Source organism: Variovorax sp. V213 (genome assembly GCF_041154455.1).
GTDB lineage: Bacteria > Pseudomonadota > Gammaproteobacteria > Burkholderiales > Burkholderiaceae_C > Variovorax.
In genome coordinates this window covers 632,406-652,793 of record NZ_AP028665.1, presented here as the reverse complement: position 1 = coordinate 652,793, position 20,388 = coordinate 632,406, and the positions used below count along the sequence as shown (strand labels likewise).

The window sequence follows — 20,388 nt, the reverse complement described above, 5'->3', positions numbered from 1 at the left end:
GAAGCGAGTGAAAGGGCTTGTTGTGTCATGTGTCGTCCTCCGTGGGTCAATGTGCGCTGTGCAGCAGCGAATGGGAATCGGCTTCGGCGGGAGCGCCCGGGGTGTCCGGGCCCTCGAGAAAGGGCTGCGCCGGCTGTACGGGCGGCGGCAGCGCGCGCCGGTGCTTGTCGAACGCGCCGTCCAGCAACTCCGGCGCGAGCCCGTTGAGCCGGACGGCCAGCTTCTCGGGAAAGCCCAGGAAGCACTCGGCGGCCTCGCTCTCGATGAGCTGCAGCAGCGCCGCCGCTGGGATGTCGGGCCGGTCCGTCGCCGTGCCCGTGGCCTCGTTGTAGCTTTCGACCTCGGCGTTGTTGAAATCGGTGCGCGTGGTGCGCGGGCCGAGGTATTGCACGCGCACCTGCGTATCGCCGAGTTCGCGGCGCAGCGATTCCGCGAATCCGCGAAGCCCGAACTTGCTGGCGCAATACACGCTGAAGCCCGGCAGGCCCAGGCGCCCCAGCACCGAACCCACGCAGACGATCTGCGCCCGCGGCAGGCTGCGCAGATGGGGCAGCAGGGCCTGGGTCAACAGCATCGGCACCAGCAGGTTGAGGTGCAGCACCTGCGCCATGTCGTTGGCGGCCAGCGATTCGAGCCGGCCGAAGCCCGACAGGCCCGCGTTGTGGACCAGCACGTTGCAGCCCCACCCGGAAGCCACCTCGGCAATGGCCGCAAGGCTGGCGATGCGCGTCAGGTCGGCTGCGTACCATTCCACCGTGGGCCGGGGCACGCCGCAGTCGCGAACCAGCGTGCGCGCCTGCATCGCCAGCCGCGCCGGAGATCGACCCACCAGCATCACCGATGCCCCGGCGTTCACCAACCGGGTGGCCGCGGCCTGTCCGATGCCGCCGCTCGCGCCGGTCAGCAACACCCGGGCTTGCGAGGTCTTCATGCCTTCACCTCCGCGCCGGTGTTCGCCTGCGGCAGCGGCAGGCTGCGGAACACGTCGCCGTACAGGCGGTAGAAGGCGCGCGCGGCATGGATGATGTCCGCCTGGTCCTGCGGGTCCTCGACCTGGTTCATCAGCAGCTCGAAATGCGCGGTGTGCTCCCGGTCCAGCATGCCGTGCGAACGCAGGTAGGTGAACGCAGCATCGGGCAGCTGCAGCGGCTTCTGGATCTGGTCGGCGGCCATCAGCGCCAGCGACACGCTCGTGCCCTCGAGCACGTGCACCATCCCGAAGAACCCGAGCGGGTTGCGCCGCGCAATGGTGTCGTAGGCGTAGGCCACCATGACCTCGGTGGCATGGCCGGGCTGCCCGTCGCGCACGGCCTGCGCATCGCCGCCGCATGCGCGGATGTCGTCGAGGATCCACTCGTCATGGCCCCGCTCTTCCTCGACGTATTCGTCGAGCGGTTCGCGCAGCCACGCGTTGCGTGCCGGCAATGCCGCCTTGCACGCTTGCAGCAGGGGCACGGTGTGGCGCACGTGGTGGTAGGCCTCGCGCAGGAAGGCCAGGTAGCTCGGCAGCGAGACCTCGCCGCGCAGGCAGCCCTGGATGATGGGCGTGCCGAGCAGGTTCGCCCGGGTGTCGGCGGTCTGTTCGACCAGGCGGTCATGGAAGCTCATGGGGACTCCAGTGGATTCGGTCAGGGTGCGGCGGCGATGCCGAGGGCATCGGCGTGCAGTGGCAGGATCGCCGCGCGTTGCGGACGGCCGTTGGCCGTGGCCATGCCGGATGCGGCATCGAAGTTCGCCCGGCCGCGGACCCAGCGCTGGATCCGGGCGTAGTCGGGCAGCGTGGCATTGGCGGCGTCGACGGCGGCCTGCAGCTGCGCATCGGGGGCGTCGGCGCGCACCGGCCAGAGCACGGCGCAGAGCGCCGGCTGGGCATCGCCGAACACCACGGCCTGGGCGATGGCGTGCTCGCCGCGCAGGGCCGTCTCGACCCATTCGGGCGACACGTTGCGGCCGAAGGCGGTGATCAGAAGATGCTTCTTGCGGCCGCTGATGTGCAGGTAGCCGTCGGCGTCGATCCGGCCCAGGTCGCCGGTGGGCCACCACTGCGGCGGCGCGGTGGCGTCGCCGAGGTAGCCGAGGAACAGGCTGCCGGCCACCTCCACTTCGCCGTCCGGCGCGATGCGCAGCCGCGCATGCGGCAGCGCGCGGCCGGCCGTGCCGGGACGGTCGTGCCCGGGCAGGTTGAGCGTCTGCACGGAAGCGCCTTCGGACAGGCCATAACCCTCGAAGGCCGGAATGCCGAGCGCGCGCGCGTCGTGCAGCAGCTTGGCGCCCACCGCCGCGCCGCCCACGGCCACCAGCTTCAGCGAGTCCGGCGCGCGCTGGCCGCTCTGCAGCAGGTAGCCGGACCAGGCGCGCAGCATCTGCGGCAGCAGGATGATGCTGTGCGGCTGCTGCGCCAGCACGCAGGCGTGAAACCGGTCCGCGTCGAAGCCCGAGGAGCCGTTCAGGCCCAGCTGCTGCAGCGGCAGCGTGACGCAGGTGGCGCCGCGCAGCAGCGGCGCCATCACGCCCGCGATGTTCTCCAGCAGCACCGCGAACGGCAGCGCGCAGAGGTGGCGGCGGATGTCGAGCGGCGCCATCGCCTCGACGAGGCCTTCGGCCACCCGGCGCATGGCATCGGCATCGAGGCACACGCCCTTGGGCGCGCCGGTGGTGCCGGAGGTGAAGGTGATCTTGGCCGTGCCCACGGGCATCGGCGGGGCCGCCGCCGCCAGATGCACGATCGACAGCGGCTGGCCTGCGACCGCAAGGTCCGAAGCTGCGCCTGCCGGCCAGCGCGCGGCGAGAGGCGGCAAGGTCAGCACAGTGTCCACACCGGCGGCGCGCAGCGCATGGTCGATCTGTCCGGGTGCGAAGAACACCGGCAGCGGCACATGCACCACCTTCGCCCGCGCCGCAGCCAGGTCGGCCACCACCCAGGCGGGCGAGTTGTCCATCAGGGTGGCAACGACGCGGGCGCCCTCTGCCCGCAGCCGTTCGGCGAGCCGGTTCGCTTCGTCGTCCAGTTCGGCGAACGTGACCCGGCGTCCGCCATCGTCCAGTGCCACGCCGGACGCCTCTGCACGCGGGCTCACTTTCGCGCTCCCGGCGCTTTGGAACGGCGCGCCAGGTGGTGGCGCAATGCAAGCCTCAGCTGGCAGGCCAGCACCACGGGATGGTGGTCGTAGTAGCTGCCCCAGTGCGCGGCGTCGGCACCCAGCGCGGATGCGTTGGCCGCTCCGAGCGTCAACGGAACGACACCGAGACGCACGAGCATCTTGCGCAACTCCTGGGTCACCGTGCCGACGATCCACTCGAAGCCTTCGGCCGCGAGATGCGGCGCCAGCCGCTGGATCAGCTGCGGTCCCTCGCCCGCCCGGCTTGCAGCGAGATGGCCGACCTCGCCGATGGTCTCGCGGGCCACCGGCGTGCCCGCGCATCCAGCGAGCAGCACCTCGACGGGCGCTGGAAGGTAGTGCTCGAGAAACAGCGTGTCGCGCGCGGCGTTGCGGTAGCCGGCCGCTGCGACCAGTTCGCCGTTCCTGCGCAGGCTCACCAGCCACGGCGCAAAGTGCGTCACCTGCGCGCCGTAGCGGCGCTCGTAGATCCCGCGGATGAATTCCTCGACCGCGGCGCGGTGCGGATCGTGGAGCCCGTGCACCGCGAATTCGGCCGGGGGCGTGGCGGGGACGCCGGCTGGCGGCTCGACCATGCGGGTGCGCGACGACAGGGACATGAACATGCACTTTCCTCAGGAAACCCGCCGCCAGCAAACGGTCCGGGCATGGGGTGCATGGTCGCGGCCGCCGATTAACGCAAGCTTAAGGAAGCCGCCGCAGGGCATTCGCCGCCCCGGCGCCGGCCGGAAGAGGCGCTCGCGCGCACCTGTCCCGACAGACGTCGGGGCAGATCCTTGATCCAGCGCAATGCGCCGCGGCCCGCGCTGTCCAGAATGGGCAATGCGCTCCGCAGGAAGCCAAGGTCCGTCTCAGGGTGCGCAGGATCGTGTGGCACTGCAGCCTCGCATCGACCACGCTGTGGCCGGAGATCATCTGTAGGCGCCTGACCGTTGAACCCGCGCGGCCTGCGCGCTGCCGCCACTGGAGATTCTCCCGATGACTGCCAGGCAACTGCTTTTTCGCCAAGAGGCCCGCGACAAGATTCGCCGCGGCGTGGATGCACTGGCCGAAGCGGTGAAGGTCACGCTCGGTCCGCGCGGGCGCACCGTGATCATCGACAGCGAATACGGCGCGCCGCAGATCGTCAACTCCGGCGTGGTCGTCGCCCGGGCGATCGAGCTGGAGGACCGGTTCGAGAACATGGGCGCGCAATTGCTGCGGGAAGTCGCTGCCCGCACCAGCGAGATGGCGGGCGACGGCACCACCACCGCCACCGTGCTGGCCCACGCGATGATCGAGGAAGGGCTGAAGTACTTGGCTGCGGGCATGAACCCCATGGAGCTCAAACGCGGCATCGACCTCGCGGTCGAGGCCGTCGTGGGCGATTTGAAGGTGATCTCGCAACCCTGCACGAGTTCGCAGGAGGTCGCGCACGTGGCCGCGATCTCGGCCAACAACGACCGGTCGATCGGCGACCTCGTCGCACGCGCGATGGACAGGGCCGGCCGCGAGGGCGCGGTCTCCATCGAGGACGGCTCGGGGCTCGTCAGCGAGCTGGAAATCGTCGAGGGGATGCAGTTCGACCGCGGCTTCCTGTCGCCCTACTTCATCAACAATGCCGAGAAGCAGACCGTGCTCCTGGAGAACGCCCTGGTGGTGCTGTGCGACCAGAGGCTGTCGGCGATCAACGACCTCGTCCCGCTGCTCGAAGCCGCGGCGAAGTCGGGCGACCCCCTGCTCGTGATCGCCGAGGACGTGGATGCGGATGCCCTGGCCACGCTGGTGATCAACAGCATGCGCGGCGTCGTGAAGACTTGCGCGGTCAAGGCGCCGGGCTTCGGCGACCGGCGCAAGCTGCTGCTGCAGGACATCGGCATCCTGACCGGCGGGCAGGTGATCTCGAACGAACTGGGCCTGAGCCTGGCAAAGGCCACACTCGAGCACCTGGGCCGTGCACGGCGCGTCGTGATCGACAAGGACAGCACCACGCTGATCGGCGGCGCTGGCGAACCCCAGGCCATCCGCGATCGGATCGCTGCGATCCGCCAGGAGCGGGAAGCGCAGACGAGCGAATATGAGCGCACACAGCTGGACCAGCGCGTGGCGAAGCTCTCGGGCGGCGTCGCGGTGATCAAGGTGGGCGCCGCGACCGAGACCGAGCTGAAGGAGCGCAAGCTGCGCGTGGAGGATGCGCTGCACGCGACGCGGGCGGCCGTGGAGGAAGGCATCGTCCCGGGCGGCGGCGTGGCGCTGCTGCGGGCGCGCACGAGCCTGAGGCAACTTGCCGCTCCCAGCCTCGACCACGCGTCGGGCATCAAGATCGTCCAGCGCGCGCTGGAGGAGCCCTTGCGCCGCATCGTCAGCAACGCGGCCGACGAGCCTTCCATCGTGCTGGCCAGGGTCGACGAGGCGGCCCAGCCGAGCTACGGCTACAACGCGGCGACTCGCGCGTACGGCGACATGCTGGAGATGGGCGTCGTCGATCCCGCCAAGGTGACGCGCCTGGCCCTGCAGAACGCCGCATCGATCGCCAGCCTGATCCTGACCACCGACTGCATGATCGCCATCGCTCCGAAGAAGGACTCTCCGGACGCTCAACGCGGCCCCGGCGGCGATCTCTACTGACGCTCGCCGCTCGCGTCCATGGAGAACCACATGACCGCCCCCGTCGCGCCCCCCGCCGCCGTGTTGCCCGAGACGGCGGCGCTGATCCCGATGCGCAACCTCGTCCTGTTCCCGCATGTCGTGACGGCAGTGAGCGTGGGACGCGAAAAATCGATCGCCGCACTCCAGCATGCGATTGCCGACGACGTGCCGATCGGCATCGTTCTGCAGAAGGAACCGGGCGAAGACGATCCGTCGGTCGCCAGCCTGTGCGGCGTGGGAACCCTGGCAAGAATCGTGCACCACCTGGATTCCGGCGAAGGCCAGCACCACGCCGTCTGTCAGGGCTTGAAACGGTTTCGCATCGTGGCACCCGTGGAAGGCCAACCCTACCTTGCCGCGAAGATCGAGATCGTCGAAGAGCTCGCCGACGTGTCCGCCGAGTCCGAAGCCCTGGCGCTTCAGCTTCGCGAGCGCGCAATCGAACTCCTGTCGCTGCTGCCCAGTGTGCCGGCGGAGCTGGTGCATGCGCTGCAGACCACGCGCGAGCCGTCCGCCCTGGCCGACATCACCGCGAGCGTGATCGACGCCGATGTGAACGAGAAACAGGCCTTGCTCGAAATGCTGTCGCCCTCGGAGCGCGTCGGCCAGCTCCTGAAGCTGCTCTCGCACCGCCTGGAGGTCCTTCGGCTGTCGCGGGAAATCGGCGAGCGGACCAAGGAGCAGCTCGACGACCAGCAGCGCAAGTTCGTGCTGCGCCAGCAGCTGAAGACGATTCAGGCCGCGCTCGGCGAAACGGGCGCCGACGACGAGGAGTTCGCGCGGATCGAAGCGGCGATTGCCGCGGCCGGCATGCCTGCGGAGGTCGAGGCGCACACCCGCAAGGAACTCGGCCGCCTGCGCGGGATGCCCGACGCGTCGGGCGAATACTCGATGCTGCGCAACTACCTGGACTGGATGGTCGAGCTTCCATGGACCATCGAGCCCGAGGCGCCGCTCGACCTCGCGGCGGCGCGCCGGTCGCTCGAAGCCGACCATTTCGGGCTCGAGCGCGTGAAGCAGCGCATCGTCGAGTTTCTCGCGGTGAGAAAGCTCAACCCCACCGGCCGCGCGCCCATCCTGTGCTTCGTGGGGCCGCCGGGCGTCGGCAAGACCTCTCTCGGCCAGAGCATCGCGCGCGCGATCCAGCGGCCCTTCACGCGCGTGTCGCTCGGGGGCGTGCACGACGAGGCCGAGATCCGGGGACACCGGCGCACCTACATCGGCGCGATGCCCGGCAACATCGTGCAGGGACTGCGGCGCGCCGGCGCCCGGGACTGCGTGATGATGCTCGACGAGATCGACAAGATCGGCGCGAGCGCCCAGGGCGACCCCTCCGCAGCGCTGCTCGAAGTGCTCGACCCCGAGCAGAACAACAGCTTCCGCGACAACTACCTGGGCGTGCCCTTCGACCTGAGCCGGGTGGTGTTCATCGCCACCGCGAACGTGATCGACAACGTCCCGGCGCCGATGCGCGACCGGATGGAGGTGATCGAACTGCCGGGCTACACGCAGGAAGAAAAGATGCAGATCGCGCTGACCTACCTGATCCAGCGCCAACGCGAATCCAACGGCCTGAAGGAAGGGCAATGCGAGATCTCGGCCGATGCGCTGCGGGCCATTGTCTCGGACTACACCCGCGAGGCGGGAGTGCGCCAGCTCGAGCGCGAACTCGGGCGCGTCATGCGGCACGCAGCGGTGAAGGTCGCCGAAGGCTCGACGGCCGACATCCGCATCGACGCCCGCGACCTCGATGCGATCCTGGGCCCCGCGCCCTACGAACACGAAGCCGCCTTGACCGGTAACGGCCACGTGACAGGCGTGGCCACCGGACTGGCCTGGACGCCCGCGGGCGGCGAAATCCTCTTCATCGAGGCGACGCGGGTGCCGGGCAATGGCAAGCTGAACCTCACGGGCCACCTGGGCGACGTGATGAAGGAAAGCGCGCAGGCCGCGCTGACGCTGATGAAGGCGCGCGCAGTCTCGCTGGGCGTGTCGCCGGCGGGTTTCGCAGACGTCGACATCCATCTGCATATCCCGGCCGGAGCCATCCCCAAGGATGGCCCGAGCGCCGGCGTTGCGCTCTTCATTGCGCTCGCGTCGCTGTACACCGACAGGCCGGTGCGCCACGACGTGGCCATGACCGGGGAGATCAGCCTGCGCGGCCTGGTGCTGCCGGTCGGCGGCATCAAGGAAAAGGTGCTCGCGGCGCAGCGCGCCGGTGTCCGCACCGTGTTGCTGCCATCGCGCAACCTGAAGGATCTGCGCGATGTCCCCGACAGCGTTCGCGCGACGCTTCGCATCGTCGGGCTGGATACGGTGGACGACGCGATACGCCACGGGTTGGCCCCCGCCGAGGAGCCGCGCACCGACGCGGCGGGCGGCTGAGCGAAGCATGCCCTGGACCGCCGAGCGCTACCCCGCGGCCATGCGCCGGCTGCCGCCGCGCGTGCGGCAAAAGGCGGTGGAGATCGCCAACGCCCTGCTCGCCGAGGGGTATGACGACGGGAAGGCCATTCGCATCGGCATTGCCAAGGCCAGGGAATGGATGCGCCGCCAGCCGCCGGGCGGCGGCCGATAGCCGGGAGCAGCCAGGCGATCGCAAGAGGCGCGGGTCAGCGCCTGGCCGCCAGGATCCCGACGATGACCGCAGCCACCGCCACGACGCCGATCGCGCTGTAGGGATGACGGTGGATTGCCCGGTCGGTGCGGCGAACCGCCGATCTCGCCGCGCGCACGGTTTCGCCCTGCAGCGCGTCGACTTGCGAGCACGCCCGCTTGAAGTTCGCGATCAGCTTGTCGCCGGCCTCGGCGAACCGCGCCTCGCCGACCGTCTCGTCCAGGGCCCGCTCAAGCGCTTGCGTGGCGGCATGAATTGTCGCGTTCATGGCATCGTCCTTTCCATCATGTTGGCGTGCATCCCGGCACGCATCACCCATGCTAGGCGTGGTGCTTTTCCACAGGATTGACGCACGTCAAGGGAACCTGCCGCAACGCGCCGACGCCACGACACTGCGGGCCTGCGTCCAGCAGTTCCATGCGAGCAGCGAGCAACAGGTCGAGGCCCGGCCGCATCCCCTGTTTCATGAAGATTCCGAAGGCCCGGGATTCGCCGACCCACTGGCCCAGCCCGCGCTGGCGAAGGCGGCAATGAAGCGCGCCAGGTCACTGGCGCCAAGGCTGTCGATGCCGGCGGCGCGTGCGCGTCCGGCGCCACCGAACCGGCTGCACAGCGCATGGGCACCCTGGGGATTCGCCAGCGGTGCCCGCACGCTGACGACACAGCCATCGCCCGCAGGTCTCAGCACGGCGTGCGCGAAGTCCGGCGCCTTGTCGGCCAGGTGGTTGGCGAAGCACCCGAGCACGCGCCGGCTCCATGGCGCGTCGGGCAGCATGTGCACGCTGCCCGCGGGCCCCTGCCAGAGCACGGTCGCACTCGCCGCCAGCCGAAGGTCGCCGCGCCGCATGGCGTCGATGTCGTCGACGATGGGTTCGTGCGCCATCATGTCGCGCGGGTCTGCGTAGCGTGCCATGAGCGGGTACAGCTGGCGCGGCGGGATGCAGACGTCGCGTTCGTCGTCCCCGTAGGCGTTGTAGTTGATCAGCTCGCCCAGGCGCCGCAGTCCGGCGCGGTCTCCGGGCTCGAAGCCGTCGCCGAAGTCCAGCCGGTCGGCGACGGCGGCCATGTTGTCGCCATAAGCGCCGACGAGCGCCCAGGCGCGGCGCGCACCGCCCAGATGGGCGTCGACCAGAAGGCTGGTGCAGACATCGCTGGCCTCGTCGACATGGGATTCCAGGTGGGGATGGGAGGGAATTCCTCCGGACGCATGGTGATCAAAGTAGCGCACGTGCACGCCCCGGTCGAGCAATCGCAGCAAGTCGGTGCGATTGCGCTGCATGGACAGGTCGAACACATTGACCTGGTCACCCGCCTGGACGTCGACGACCCGGGCGAGCAACGCGATGTCGCGTTTCAGCCCAGTCACGAGCTCGGCCGGCCGGGTGTCCTGAAGACGCCATTGGACGACCGCGCAGAGGCCGTCGGCATCACCGTTGCAGATGTCGAAGCATCGAGTCATGGTGCATTTTCCCCCCTCCGGAGGCTCCCTGCCGGGCGATTTGATCCAGCGCAATGCGGCGGACGCGCAGCGTTCATACAGTCAATGCACGGTGGCCGCCGGTTTCTTTCGCGGGACCGTTCAACCTCATTCACTGCAAGGACACCCCATGAAAACCGATGCTCAATTGCGAGACGACATTCAGGCGGAACTGGCCTGGGATCCATCGTTCACGGCCGCCGATGTCGGCGTGACGGTCAAGGATGGCGTGGTCACCCTGAGCGGCCACCTGGCGAGCTATGCCGAGAAGTACGCCGTCGAACGCGCGGTGCAGCGCGTGCACGGCGTGAAGGCCGTTGCCGTCGAACTTTCGGTCAAGCTGCCGTTCGACCACGAGCGTACCGATGCCGACATTGCGATGGCCGCCGAACGCGCGCTCGAATGGAATGTGCTGGTGCCGGACGGCAAGATCCGCCCGATGGTGGAAAAAGGCTGGCTCACGCTCAACGGCGAGGTCGAATGGGACTACCAGCGCCGTGCCGCGGAAAGCGCCGTGCGCAGCCTGATGGGCGTGAGAGGCGTGTCCAACCTGGTCATCGTCACGCCCAAGGTCCGTCCCGCCGACGTCGAGAAGAAGATTCACGACGCGCTCGCGCGCCAGGCCGAGCGCGAAGCCAAGCACCTGGCCATCACGGTGAACGGGTCCCAGGTCACGCTGCGCGGCAAGGTCCATTCCTGGGCCGAGCGCAATGCGGTGCAGGGCGCGGCGTGGGCAGCGCCCGGCGTTTCGCTGGTGGTGAACGACCTCGCGGTGGACAATTGACGCGCGTCGCGCTGGTCGCCGGCGGAACCGCCGGCGTCGGCGCGGCCACGGCCGAAGCGTTCGGCGCGAGTGTCGACATGACTGACGAGCCTGACTCCATGCACGCCATGGTTCTGAGCGCGCCGATGCTGCCGCTCGAATTGGAGCGGCGCAAAGTCCCTCTCCCCGGCCCCGGCGAACTGCGCCTGCGCGTGCTGGCCTGCGCGGTCTGCCGCACCGACCTGCATATCGTCGACGGCGAACTGCCGCTGCCCGTGCTGCCGATCGTGCCGGGGCACGAGATCGTGGGCGTGGTGGAGGCGCTCGGTGCGGGTGTGGAAGGCCATCGCATCGGCGACCGCGTGGGGGTGCCGTGGCTGGGCCACAGCTGCGGTTGCTGCGCTTTCTGCATCACCGGCTGCGAGAACCTGTGCGACGCACCGCGCTTCACCGGCTACCACCGCGACGGCGGCTTCGCGAGCCACGTGGTCGCCGAGGCGGTATTCTGCTTTCCGCTGGCCATGCCCGAACCGGATGCCGCCCGCCTTGCCCCCCTGCTCTGCGCCGGACTGATCGGCTGGCGCAGCCTGAAGGCGGCGGGCGAAGGCGCGCACCGGCTCGGGCTCTTCGGCTTTGGTGCCGCGGCGCATCTGGTGGCGCAGGCGGCTGTTGCCCAGGGCCGCGACGTCTACGCCTACACCCGGCCCGGCGACCACGAGGCGCAAGCCTTCGCGCGTGGCCTCGGCGCCAGGTGGGCCGGTGCGTCGGATGAGCAGGCGCCCGAATCGCTGGACGCAGCGATCATCTTTGCGCCTGCCGGCGAGTTGGTGCCGGCCGCGTTGCGCGCGGTACGCAAGGGTGGACGCGTGGTGTGCGGCGGCATCCACATGAGCGACATCCCCGCCTTTCCCTATCGATTGCTCTGGGAAGAGCGCAGCGTGGCATCCGTGGCAAACCTGACCCGCGCCGACGCCCGCGAGTTCCTGGACTTCGCACAGACGCATCCGCTGCAGGTCCATGTCAGGACCTATCCGCTGGCGCAGGCCAACGAAGCACTGGCCGACCTGCGCGCAGGTCGGATCGAAGGAGCCGCGGTTCTGGTGCCCTGAACGGGCCTCCCGCCATCGCGCTGTTCCGGCCAGCGCCGGCCCGCCCTACCGCGCGGGCGATTGGAGTTTTTCGCGGTCCAGCATCATCTGCATGGTCATGTCCTTCATGGCCATGCAGCGCTTCATCATTTCGTCGGCCGGGGCACCGGACTGCGGGCCCGGCGCGGCGCCCATCTCGCACATCATCGACATCCCGCCCTGCATGGCCTTCATGTGCTCGGCCATCAGCGCCTGGCGTTCCTGCGAGGTCCTGGCGGACATCATCTTCTGATGCATCTCGCGCATCTGCGCCATCTGCAGGTCCGACTTCATGGCCGTGGGCGCAGGCCCTGCGGACGGATGGTGCAGCGCATGATCCTTGGGCTGCTTGCCGTCCATCGAGGGCAACGCGGAGCAACCGGCCAGGAATGCCAGTGAAGCCGCTCCCAGAATGTGAATAACGTTCATGGCGAATCCTTGAAAAGTTGACAAGGAATCATCGGTTCGGCTCCGGCCCGCCGGATTGACGAAGATCAAGCCAGCCGTGCCGGGCGCGGCCTACATTGATCGCTCCATGAATGCACATCAAGCACAGCCATGAACAAGATCCTCGTGGTCGTTTGCTCCTGCACGCAGGTGTCTTGATCGGATACCTCGTGCAATCGATCCAGCGCATCTTCCTCGCTCCGGCGTGTGCCGCACTGCTCGCGGCGCTCACGGCGTGCGCCACAGCGCCCGCACCGGCCGTTACGCCGGGGCTTGGCGCCGCCCGATCGGCCGGGGCGCCTTCGGCACCAGTCTTTTCCTCTCTTGTGGCAAGCCGCAGCGCCTCGGTCGTCGACATCAGCACGCTGCGCATCGGGCGCGACCAGAGTCCGGAGGACATCGAACTGGAGATCGCACCCGAGCACGACTTCGCCGATCGCCTCGCCTGGCCGCTGCCGGCCAGCGTGCGCGTCAGCCAGATCCGTGACCTGGCCTCGGGCGTGATCGTCAGCAGCGACGGTCTGATCCTCACCAGCGCGCATGTGGTCGCCAGCATCGACGAAGCTCAGGTCCGTCTCGACGACGGCCGGCGCTTCACGGCGCGCGTGGTCGGCGCCGACAGGCGCAGCGACGTCGGCCTGCTGAAAATCGATGCCACCGGCCTGCCCGCCGCCGTCATCGGAGATTCCTCGCGGCTGGCGCCGGGCGACTGGGTTGCCGCCATCAGCGCGCCGTTCGGCTTCCACGGCAGCGTGACCGCGGGCGTGGTCAGCGCCGTCGACCGTCTCGTGGGCGGGGCCGGGGACGTTCCCTTCATCCAGACCGACGTCGCCATCAATCCAGGGAGCTCCGGCAGCCCGCTCTTCAACAGCCGCGGCGAGGTCGTCGGCATGAATTCGATGATCTACAGCGGCAGCGGCGGCTACATGGGCTTGTCGTTCGCCGTGCCCATCAACCTGGCGATGCGGATCGCGACGCAGCTGCGCGCGGGCGGCACCGTCCGGCGCGCCCACCTGGGCGCCGAATTTCAAGAGTTGACGCCCGCGCTGGCCCAATCCTTCGCGCTGCCCGCAAGCTCGGGAGCGCTGGTAGTCCGCGTTGACGCAGACAGCCCCGCGCACGCCGCCGGTCTTGCGCAGGGAGATATCGTCACGGCCTTCGACGGCATAGCGGTGTTGCGCCTGACCGACCTGCTGCGCCAGATCGAGGACCGCGTCCCGGGCGACCGCAGCCGCATGGAAATCTGGCGACACGGCGCGCAGCACACCGTCTGGATCACGCCGTCCGAACGGCGGGTCGCCAAGGTCTCCCTCCTGTCCGCCGACCCGCCGGAATGGAACGACGGCCTGGGCCTGAGCCTTGGCGAGGTGTCCGCGGCGCAGAAGGCGCAATTGCGCATCGACAGCGGCCTGCTGGTTCGCGACGCCACCGGCCTCGCACGCAGCGAAGGGATCCGCGCCGGCGATTTCATCGTGGCCCTCAACGAGACGCGGCTCGATCGCGTCGATCAGTTCAGGCAAGCCCTGTCGCGCATGCCGGCCGGCCGGTCGGTCGCGCTGCTGGTGCTGCGCGACCGGCGGCTCGCCTATGTCGCGGTCCGCATGCCGGAACAACAGCCCGCGGCACGCACTCCAACCCCCCGAACGCCGATTTCAACGAGAACGCAATGAAACATCTGAACGCAACCGACCGCGACGCGCTGGCCCGGCAACTCGATCTCATGAAGAGCCAGGCCCTGAAGGAGCTGCGCGAGACCGCCCCGGGCATCGATGGAAGCTCGACCGAGGATGCGCACGACGTCCGAAGCCATGCCGACGAGGCCGAAACCGTGCGGCAGAACGATGTGCGCTTCGCCGAAATCGAGGTCGATCGCCAGCGGTTGAGCGAGATCGAGCAGGCGCAGCAACGCATGGCCGAAGGCCGCTACGGCATCTGTATCGACTGCGGCGAGGACATTCCGCGCGAACGCCTGCTGGCACAGCCCACGGCCATTCGCTGCGCCGCCTGCCAAGCCGCGGGGGAGCGGGCTCAGCGCCGCTGACCGTCTACCTGCATCTCCGCCGGGGAATGGCGGCGCCGCTCAGGCTGTTGTGATGTCGACGCGCGTCGGGCCAGAGGCGCCGCCGGTCTCTTCCTCGCCCGACGGGGCCCGCACGAGCAGTACCGGAACCGGCGCCAAGCGCAGGATCTGCTCGGCACCGCTGCCCAGCAGCACCCGTCCGACACCGCGGCGCCCGTGAGTGCCGATCACGATCAGATCGGCATTCCAGGCCTTGGCCTGCTCGGCAACGTGATCGCACAGGCGGCCCGCCAACGAGGTGAACAGCAGGGTCTCGGTCCGGATGCCGGCGTGTTCCGCACGCTCCCTGCCTTGCTGAAGAATCTGCTCGCCGGCCTCTTCCATCAGCGGCAGCAGATCGGGGGCGGAGGGGCTCCCGAAGCCGGTGACGTATTTCAACTCGTCCACGACATGGATGAGCCGCAGGACGGAGCCCATGAGCCCGGCCAGGCGGATCGCCTCGTCCAGGCCTCGAAGAGAAGTCGGGCTGCCATCGATGGGGACAAGAATGCGGTGATACATGCTGAATCCATCCTGAAGTGGAATGCGGATTCCAGTCTCCATGCAGTGCGCCGTCGCTGGCTTGACATGGCGCAAGCCCGCGCCCGCGGCACGGCCGAAAAATCGAGGTGTTCGCTGATCGGCCGGCGGCGAACCTCACCGCAGCCCGGCCCCAAGGAAGACAACGCCATGTACCACCACATTCTTGTCCCCATCGACGGCAGCCCCACCTCAGAACGCGGATTGCGCGAAGCGATCCGCCTGGCCGCGGAGCAGAAGGGAAAACTGCGCCTGCTGCACGTCATCGACGACTTTGCGACGCTGATGGAAATGTCGACCATCTCCAGCTTCGAAGCCGGCATGCAGAAGATGCGGGCCTACGGGGAATCCGTGCTCGCCGCCGGCAAGGCCGCCGCGGCGCACTCGCAAGTGGAGGCCGACACCATCCTGCGCGAGGTCACGCGAGGACGCATTGCCGACGTCGTGATCGACGAGGCCAAGAACGCGGCATGCGACCTGGTCGTGATGGGCACCCACGGCCGGCGCGGCTTCAGCCGCCTCGCGCTCGGAAGCGACGCCGACCTCGTCGTGCGCGGCAGCCCGGCACCCGTGCTGCTGGTGCGCGAGGAATCAGGAGGCTGACCGGTGAAGTCCGATACACAACTCAGGGCAGACATCCAGGCCGAACTGGAATGGGATCCGGCCGTGACCTCTGCGGACGTTGGCGTCATCGTCGATCACGGCGTGGTCACGCTGACGGGCCATCTCTGCAGCTATGCCGAGAAGCTCGCAGCAGAACGCGCCGTGCTGCGCGTCGGCGGCGTCAAAGCGCTGGCCGTCGAGGCCTCGGTCAAGCTGGCCGCCGGGTTTCAACGCACCGATGCCGACATCGCACAGGCCGTCGAGCATGCACTCGCATGGAACGTGCAGGTGCCGCACGACACGGTCAGGCCGATGGTCGAAGGCGGATGGGTCACGCTGACCGGTGAAGTCGAGTGGGACTACCAGCGCCAGGCCGCGGAATCCACGGTGCGCAATCTGCTGGGCGTGACCGGCATCACGAACCTCGTGAAGATCAAGCTGCAGACGTGTTCCGCCGACGTGGAACGGCAGGTGCAGGACGCGCTCATCCGGGTGTTCCGTGGCGAGCCGCGGCAGATTGCAGTCGATGTGACCGGCTCGCAGATCGTGCTGCGCGGCAAGGTGCGCTCCTGGGCGGAACTCAAGGCTGTCTACGGTGCAGTGTGGTCCGCGCCGGGTGTCGTTTCAGTGGTCAACGAATTGGCCGTGGAAGCCTGAGCCGGCGACCTCACAGCTCCCGGGATTCACGGTACTCGGGCACGGTGCACGGCCAGCCGTAGCGCTCCTCGATGGCCAGCCTCAGCGCATCGGCGGCCACCGGTTCGCCGTGGGTCACGAACACGCGGCGCGGCGCCTTCTGCGAAGCGAGCCAGCCAAGCAGTTGCTCCCGGTCGGCATGGGCGGACAGGGTTTCGAGGTTGGCCACCTCGGCGCGCACAGGCACGTAGGCGCCATGGATCTTGACCGCATCCGCGCCACCCACCAATGCCGCACCGCGCGTGCCCGCGGCCTGGAAGCCCACGAACAGAATCGTGTTTCTTGGGTCCGGCGCATAGGCCTTCAGGTGATGCAGCACGCGGCCGCCCGTGGCCATGCCGCTGGCCGATACGATGATCGACGGATAGCCCAGCGTGTTGAGGCGCTTGGACTCTTCCAGCGTGTTGACGATTCTCGTGTTTCCGCTCATGTCGGCGCATTGTTCGGCGCTCATGCGGTGCTCGTCGAGGTGCGCCTTGTACAGGCGCGTGGCATCCGCGGCCATCGGGCTGTTGAGGTACACCGGCATGTCCGGTATGCGGCCTTCGCGCTTGAGCATCTGGATGCAATACAGCAGGGTTTGCGCGCGCCCCACCGCGAAGGCCGGCACGACCAGCACACCGCCACGCGCGGCCGTCCGGTTGATCACGCCCGCCAGTTCGCCGAGCGTGTCCGCTTGAAGGTGCAGGCGGTTGCCATAGGTGGACTCCACCACCACGTAGTCTGCTGGCGCAGCCTCCTGCGGTGGCCGCATCACCAGGTCGTCGCTGCGGCCCAGGTCGCCCGAGAACAGGATGCTGCCCTCCTCCCATGCGACGCGCAGGCTGCCTGCGCCCAGGATGTGGCCGGCCCGGACCAGCCGCCACGACCAGCCGGGCCATGGCGAGCATTCTTCGTCGAAGGACACGCATTCGAATCGCTTCAACGCGGCGCGCGCGTCCTGCTCGGCGTAGAGCGGCAGCGCGGGCTTGTGCCTGGAATGGCCATGCCTGTTGGCGAAGTCGGCCTCTTCTTCCTGCAGCCGGCCTGAATCGGGCAGCAGCAGTTCGCACAGGTCGCGGGTGGCGGCCGTGCAATAGACCTTTCCCTTGAAGCCGAGCTTCACCAGCCGCGGCACGAAGCCGCTGTGGTCCATGTGGGCATGCGTCAGCAGCACGGCATCGATGGCCGAGGCGTCGAAGGGCAGTGCGTCCCAATTGCGCAGCCGAAGCTGCTTCAACCCCTGGAACAGGCCGCAGTCCACCAGCAGCCGGCGGCCCTCGTGCGTGAGCAGGTACTTGGAACCGGTCACCGTGCCGGTGCCGCCGAGAAAATCGATGCGCATGGCTGCTCCTTGGCGCGGGTGGTCGGCTCGTCGTCAGTGCGACATCAGGACCGGCAGCGTCATCGACTCGAGAATGGTTCGCGTGGCGCCGCCCAGGATCCATTCGCGCGCCCGGCTGTGACCGTAGCAGCCCATCACGAGCAGGTCCGCGCCCACGTCGGCGGCCAATGACAGCAGCCTGTCGCCGGCGTCGCCCTCTTCGTTTCCGCCGTCATGCAGCGAGATGCCTGCGATGCCCTGTGCGGCAAGGTAGCCCTGCAGCTTCTTCAGCGACGCGTCGGCTTCATCGCCGTAGCAGACCGCGTGCACGCGCGACGCCTTGCGGAGCCAGGGCAGCGCGGCCGATACGGCGCGCGCGGCCTCGGGGCTTTCCTTCCACGCCAGCAGCACGGTGTCGCCCAGCGGCTCGAGCGGCCCCGCATATGGAAGCACCAGCGCGGGCCGCCCGCTCTCCACCAGCAGGCTGGGCAGAAAATCGCCCGGAAGTTCGGAGGCCATGGGGTCCTTGCGGTCGCGCTGGCCCACGATCACCAGGTCGGCGTACAACGCACGGCGGGCAAAACCCCACGGCGCATCGCTCTCGGGTTCGGTCCAGTGCATGCGGTGCGAACCGGCCGCATGGGCGGTGAAGCTGGCGTACATCCTGTCGCGCGCGGCCTTGTCGCTGTCGCGCATGATCGCAATGGCTTCTGCCGCACCTTCGAGCGCAAAGGGGTAGCGCATCAGCGCGGAGATGGTGCACGGCATGCCGGTCACCTGTGCATCGAACGCATCGGCCAGGCGGCGCGCGAGCTCGACGCGCTCCGCCGTGCGGGCGGAGCCGTCGAGATGCAAGAGGATCGATTTCGGGGTTGGCATGGAAGCTCCTTCCAGAAATGGTGTGCGTGGGCAGACCTTAGGCCCGCCGGGCGGCGCGGACCTTGCGCAACATCAATCCCGATGACTCTGCCGTCGCTTCTCCCTGCCGCCCGCCGGCTCTCGGCTGCGCCCGCCTCGCGCGCATGCTCGGGCCGAGACTAGGGGTGCCACGTGGACACAACCGCGGGAGTTTCCGCCGTTGGACGTCCGGCGAGCGCATAGGACAGCTCGTTTGCGGCCTTCATGATCGTCTTGGCATGGCCGAGCAACTTTGCCTTGGGCAACCGATCCGCGGGACCCGAGATGCACACGGAACCCAGCAGCACCCAACGCAAGCCGAAAACGGGGGCCGATACGGTCGCGACGTTCTTCTCGCGCTCGCCGATGGAGAAGTGATAGCCCTTCTTGCGAATGTCCTCATACAGCTTGCCGGGCTCGCCCGAGAACGCGAGGATGACCCGCCCCGGGGATCCCTGGTCCAACGGCAGCATTGCACCCATGCGCGCGTGGTGGCGAATGGGTTGCGGCCCTTCGACGCGGGCCAGACAGGTCCTGGCATTGCCCTCGCGCACATAGAACGCGGCACTTTCACCGGTCGCCTGCGACAGCGCCAGCAACATCGGCTCGACCACGTTGTTTGCATCGAAGCTCGATTGGTAACGTGCGCCCAGCCAGCCTGCCGCAGGCCCCAGCCTCCATTCGCCGTCGTCGCGCTGCACCACGTAGCCGGCCAGCGCGAGCGTGCGCAGCAGCCGCAGCGCGGTGGTCTTGTGCATCTGGCTTCGGCGGGTCAGTTCGGCCAGCGAGAGCCGCTCGTCGCGCATGCCGAACGCATCGAGCAAGTGAAGGGCGCGCGTAACGGCGGTGACGCCGCCGCTCACGTCGCTGTCGATCGCTCGCGGCTGCTCGACGACCTCGGTTGAACGCTTGGCTCTGGCTGCGGGCATATCGTTTCACGGAGTGGACCATGGTCCGTTTGGTGGACCACCATTGTATGAGGCGAAACGCGACCCTAGAGTTGCGGCATTCCTGGGAGCACCGCTCTGCAGGCCCATCGAACGATACGGAGACAAACCAATGCATCCCGCGAACCACGGTTCCATTCCTCGCCGCGCCGTGCTCGGCCTTGCCCTTGTCCTGGCCTGCGGCACTGCGCTGGCACAGGGCTATCCGACGCGCCCGATTCGCCTGGTGGTGCCGTTCCCCCCCGGCGGTGGAACGGACATCATTGCCCGCGAGGTGGCGAACAAGGTTGCGGCCGCCGAAGGCTGGACCATCGTCATCGACAACAAGCCCGGCTCTGGCGGCAACATCGGGGTCGACGCGGCGGCCAAGGCCACTCCCGATGGCTATACGCTGGTGCTGGGGCAGACCAGCAACCTCGCGATCAATCCGTCGCTCTACGCCAAGCTGCCGTACGACCCGGTGAAGGATCTCGCTCCGGTTGGCCTCGTCGCCTCCGCGCCGCTGGTCGTGGTGGTGTCGAGCGCATCGCCCTACAAGAAGCTCGCGGACGTGGTCGCTGCCGCCAAGGCCAGGCCCACCGCCCTCAATTACGCGAGCTCGGGCAACGGCACGGTCGCCCACCTTGCGACAGAGCAGTTCCAGAAGGCCGCCGGGGTGCAGTTCACCCACGTGCCCTACAAGGGTGCCTCCCAGGGCCTGACCGATCTCGTGGGCGGGCAGATCCAGATGTACGTCTCGTCGGTGCCGACGTTGATCGCCCAGATCAAGAGCGGCCAGTTGCGCGCCCTGGCTGTGACCTCGCTGCAGCGCAATCGCGACCTGCCCGACGTTCCCACCATGGCCGAATCGGGCTACAAGGACTTCGAGGCCGTGACGTGGTTCGGCGTCGCCGGCCCGGCAGCGATGCCGAAAGAGGTGATCGGCAAGCTCAACGCCGCGTTCAACAAGGCGCTGGCGACTGCCGACGTACAGAAGAAGCTCGCGGCCCAAGGCGCCGAAGTGGTGGTCGGGCCGCCTGAAAAGTTCGCATCGCTGATCCGCACCGACGGCGTGCGCTGGGGTGCCATCGTCAAGGCCTCGGGCATCAAGCTGGACTGAGCGCGCATGAAAAGGACGCCGGCTTCAGGCCGGAATGAGCCGCCCCTTTTTCCCTGACTTCCGAAA

General features: G+C 68.5%; 21 protein-coding genes. 10 read left to right on the top strand and 11 right to left on the bottom strand.

Going from position 1 to position 20,388, the window contains the following annotated elements; genetic code table 11:
• Positions 1–46: 46 nt before the first annotated feature.
• The 4 genes from ACAM55_RS28250 to ACAM55_RS28235 are packed head-to-tail and all read right to left on the bottom strand — an operon-like array spanning position 47 to position 3,724.
• Positions 47–931 carry an SDR family oxidoreductase gene (locus ACAM55_RS28250; protein ID WP_369656573.1) on the bottom strand — a complete coding sequence of 295 codons (885 nt, stop codon included), beginning with the start codon at positions 929–931 and terminating at the stop codon, positions 47–49.
• Positions 928–1,608 carry a TenA family transcriptional regulator gene (locus ACAM55_RS28245; protein ID WP_369656572.1) on the bottom strand — a complete coding sequence of 227 codons (681 nt, stop codon included), beginning with the start codon at positions 1,606–1,608 and terminating at the stop codon, positions 928–930. Before ACAM55_RS28245 ends, ACAM55_RS28250 begins: the two co-directional genes overlap by 4 nt.
• Positions 1,609–1,628: 20 nt before the next feature.
• Positions 1,629–3,077 carry an AMP-binding protein gene (locus ACAM55_RS28240; RefSeq protein ID WP_369656571.1) on the bottom strand — a complete coding sequence of 483 codons (1,449 nt, stop codon included), beginning with the start codon at positions 3,075–3,077 and terminating at the stop codon, positions 1,629–1,631.
• On the bottom strand, positions 3,074–3,724 hold the full coding sequence (locus tag ACAM55_RS28235; protein WP_369656570.1) for a thermostable hemolysin: 651 nt from the start codon (positions 3,722–3,724) through the stop codon (positions 3,074–3,076). Before ACAM55_RS28235 ends, ACAM55_RS28240 begins: the two co-directional genes overlap by 4 nt.
• A gap of 373 nt (positions 3,725–4,097) precedes the next feature.
• Here ACAM55_RS28235 and groL point away from each other — a divergent pair, with 373 nt between their 5' ends.
• Genes groL through ACAM55_RS28220 form a run of 3 tightly spaced genes read left to right on the top strand, consistent with a single transcriptional unit; the run spans position 4,098 to position 8,325 of the window.
• Positions 4,098–5,726 carry a chaperonin GroEL gene (gene groL, locus ACAM55_RS28230; RefSeq protein ID WP_369656569.1) on the top strand — a complete coding sequence of 543 codons (1,629 nt, stop codon included), beginning with the start codon at positions 4,098–4,100 and terminating at the stop codon, positions 5,724–5,726.
• A gap of 30 nt (positions 5,727–5,756) precedes the next feature.
• Complete coding sequence (lon, locus tag ACAM55_RS28225; RefSeq protein WP_369656568.1) at positions 5,757–8,132, top strand: endopeptidase La; 2,376 nt, start codon at positions 5,757–5,759, stop codon at positions 8,130–8,132.
• Between the two features lie 7 nt (positions 8,133–8,139).
• Complete coding sequence (locus ACAM55_RS28220; RefSeq protein WP_369656567.1) at positions 8,140–8,325, top strand: hypothetical protein; 186 nt, start codon at positions 8,140–8,142, stop codon at positions 8,323–8,325.
• A 34-nt stretch (positions 8,326–8,359) separates the two neighbouring features.
• Here the strand turns inward: ACAM55_RS28220 and ACAM55_RS28215 are convergent, their stop codons facing one another.
• Together ACAM55_RS28215 and ACAM55_RS28210 are read right to left on the bottom strand one after the other, a co-directional pair.
• Entirely contained in the window at positions 8,360–8,632 is a 273-nt protein-coding gene (locus ACAM55_RS28215; RefSeq protein ID WP_369656566.1) for a hypothetical protein, read from the bottom strand.
• A gap of 195 nt (positions 8,633–8,827) precedes the next feature.
• Positions 8,828–9,823, bottom strand: a complete 996-nt coding sequence (locus ACAM55_RS28210; RefSeq protein ID WP_369656565.1) for a hypothetical protein — start codon at positions 9,821–9,823, stop codon at positions 8,828–8,830.
• A 148-nt stretch (positions 9,824–9,971) separates the two neighbouring features.
• Between ACAM55_RS28210 and ACAM55_RS28205 the strand changes: the two genes are divergently transcribed.
• Positions 9,972–10,625, top strand: a complete 654-nt coding sequence (locus ACAM55_RS28205; protein WP_369656564.1) for a BON domain-containing protein — start codon at positions 9,972–9,974, stop codon at positions 10,623–10,625.
• Between the two features lie 98 nt (positions 10,626–10,723).
• Positions 10,724–11,713, top strand: coding sequence for a zinc-dependent alcohol dehydrogenase family protein (locus ACAM55_RS28200; protein WP_369657488.1), 990 nt, complete (start codon positions 10,724–10,726; stop codon positions 11,711–11,713).
• Between the two features lie 45 nt (positions 11,714–11,758).
• On the opposite strand, the gene ACAM55_RS28195 is transcribed toward ACAM55_RS28200, so the two are convergent.
• Positions 11,759–12,160 (bottom strand): hypothetical protein, encoded by a 402-nt coding sequence (locus ACAM55_RS28195; protein ID WP_369656563.1) that lies wholly within the window; start codon positions 12,158–12,160, stop codon positions 11,759–11,761.
• A 110-nt stretch (positions 12,161–12,270) separates the two neighbouring features.
• Here ACAM55_RS28195 and ACAM55_RS28190 point away from each other — a divergent pair, with 110 nt between their 5' ends.
• Together ACAM55_RS28190 and ACAM55_RS28185 are read left to right on the top strand one after the other, a co-directional pair.
• Positions 12,271–13,848, top strand: a complete 1,578-nt coding sequence (locus ACAM55_RS28190; protein ID WP_369656562.1) for a trypsin-like peptidase domain-containing protein — start codon at positions 12,271–12,273, stop codon at positions 13,846–13,848.
• Entirely contained in the window at positions 13,845–14,219 is a 375-nt protein-coding gene (locus ACAM55_RS28185) for a TraR/DksA family transcriptional regulator (RefSeq protein WP_369656561.1), read from the top strand. The genes ACAM55_RS28190 and ACAM55_RS28185 overlap by 4 nt, the downstream gene beginning before the upstream one ends.
• Positions 14,220–14,258: 39 nt before the next feature.
• Here ACAM55_RS28185 and ACAM55_RS28180 read toward each other — a convergent pair whose 3' ends face one another.
• On the bottom strand, positions 14,259–14,759 hold the full coding sequence (locus ACAM55_RS28180) for a universal stress protein (RefSeq protein WP_369656560.1): 501 nt from the start codon (positions 14,757–14,759) through the stop codon (positions 14,259–14,261).
• 168 nt (positions 14,760–14,927) lie between these two features.
• On the opposite strand from ACAM55_RS28180, the gene ACAM55_RS28175 reads away from it, so the two are divergent.
• Both ACAM55_RS28175 and ACAM55_RS28170 read left to right on the top strand, forming a co-directional pair.
• The gene (locus ACAM55_RS28175) at positions 14,928–15,380 is read left to right on the top strand and encodes a universal stress protein (RefSeq protein ID WP_369656559.1); all 453 of its coding nucleotides are present in this window, start codon (positions 14,928–14,930) and stop codon (positions 15,378–15,380) included.
• A gap of 3 nt (positions 15,381–15,383) precedes the next feature.
• Positions 15,384–16,037 carry a BON domain-containing protein gene (locus ACAM55_RS28170; protein ID WP_369656558.1) on the top strand — a complete coding sequence of 218 codons (654 nt, stop codon included), beginning with the start codon at positions 15,384–15,386 and terminating at the stop codon, positions 16,035–16,037.
• Positions 16,038–16,047: 10 nt separating this feature from the next.
• Here ACAM55_RS28170 and ACAM55_RS28165 read toward each other — a convergent pair whose 3' ends face one another.
• The 3 genes from ACAM55_RS28165 to ACAM55_RS28155 all read right to left on the bottom strand — a co-directional run bounded on the left by ACAM55_RS28165 (position 16,048) and on the right by ACAM55_RS28155 (position 19,205).
• Entirely contained in the window at positions 16,048–17,400 is a 1,353-nt protein-coding gene (locus tag ACAM55_RS28165; protein ID WP_369656557.1) for an MBL fold metallo-hydrolase RNA specificity domain-containing protein, read from the bottom strand.
• 33 nt (positions 17,401–17,433) lie between these two features.
• A complete protein-coding gene (locus ACAM55_RS28160) occupies positions 17,434–18,258 on the bottom strand; it encodes a universal stress protein (RefSeq protein WP_369656556.1) in 825 nt (274 codons plus the stop codon).
• A gap of 158 nt (positions 18,259–18,416) precedes the next feature.
• Positions 18,417–19,205 (bottom strand): IclR family transcriptional regulator, encoded by a 789-nt coding sequence (locus tag ACAM55_RS28155; protein WP_369656555.1) that lies wholly within the window; start codon positions 19,203–19,205, stop codon positions 18,417–18,419.
• A gap of 130 nt (positions 19,206–19,335) precedes the next feature.
• On the opposite strand from ACAM55_RS28155, the gene ACAM55_RS28150 reads away from it, so the two are divergent.
• Positions 19,336–20,322: a Bug family tripartite tricarboxylate transporter substrate binding protein gene (locus tag ACAM55_RS28150; protein ID WP_369656554.1), complete on the top strand. Its 987-nt coding sequence runs from the start codon at positions 19,336–19,338 to the stop codon at positions 20,320–20,322.
• The last annotated feature ends 66 nt before the right edge of the window (positions 20,323–20,388 follow it).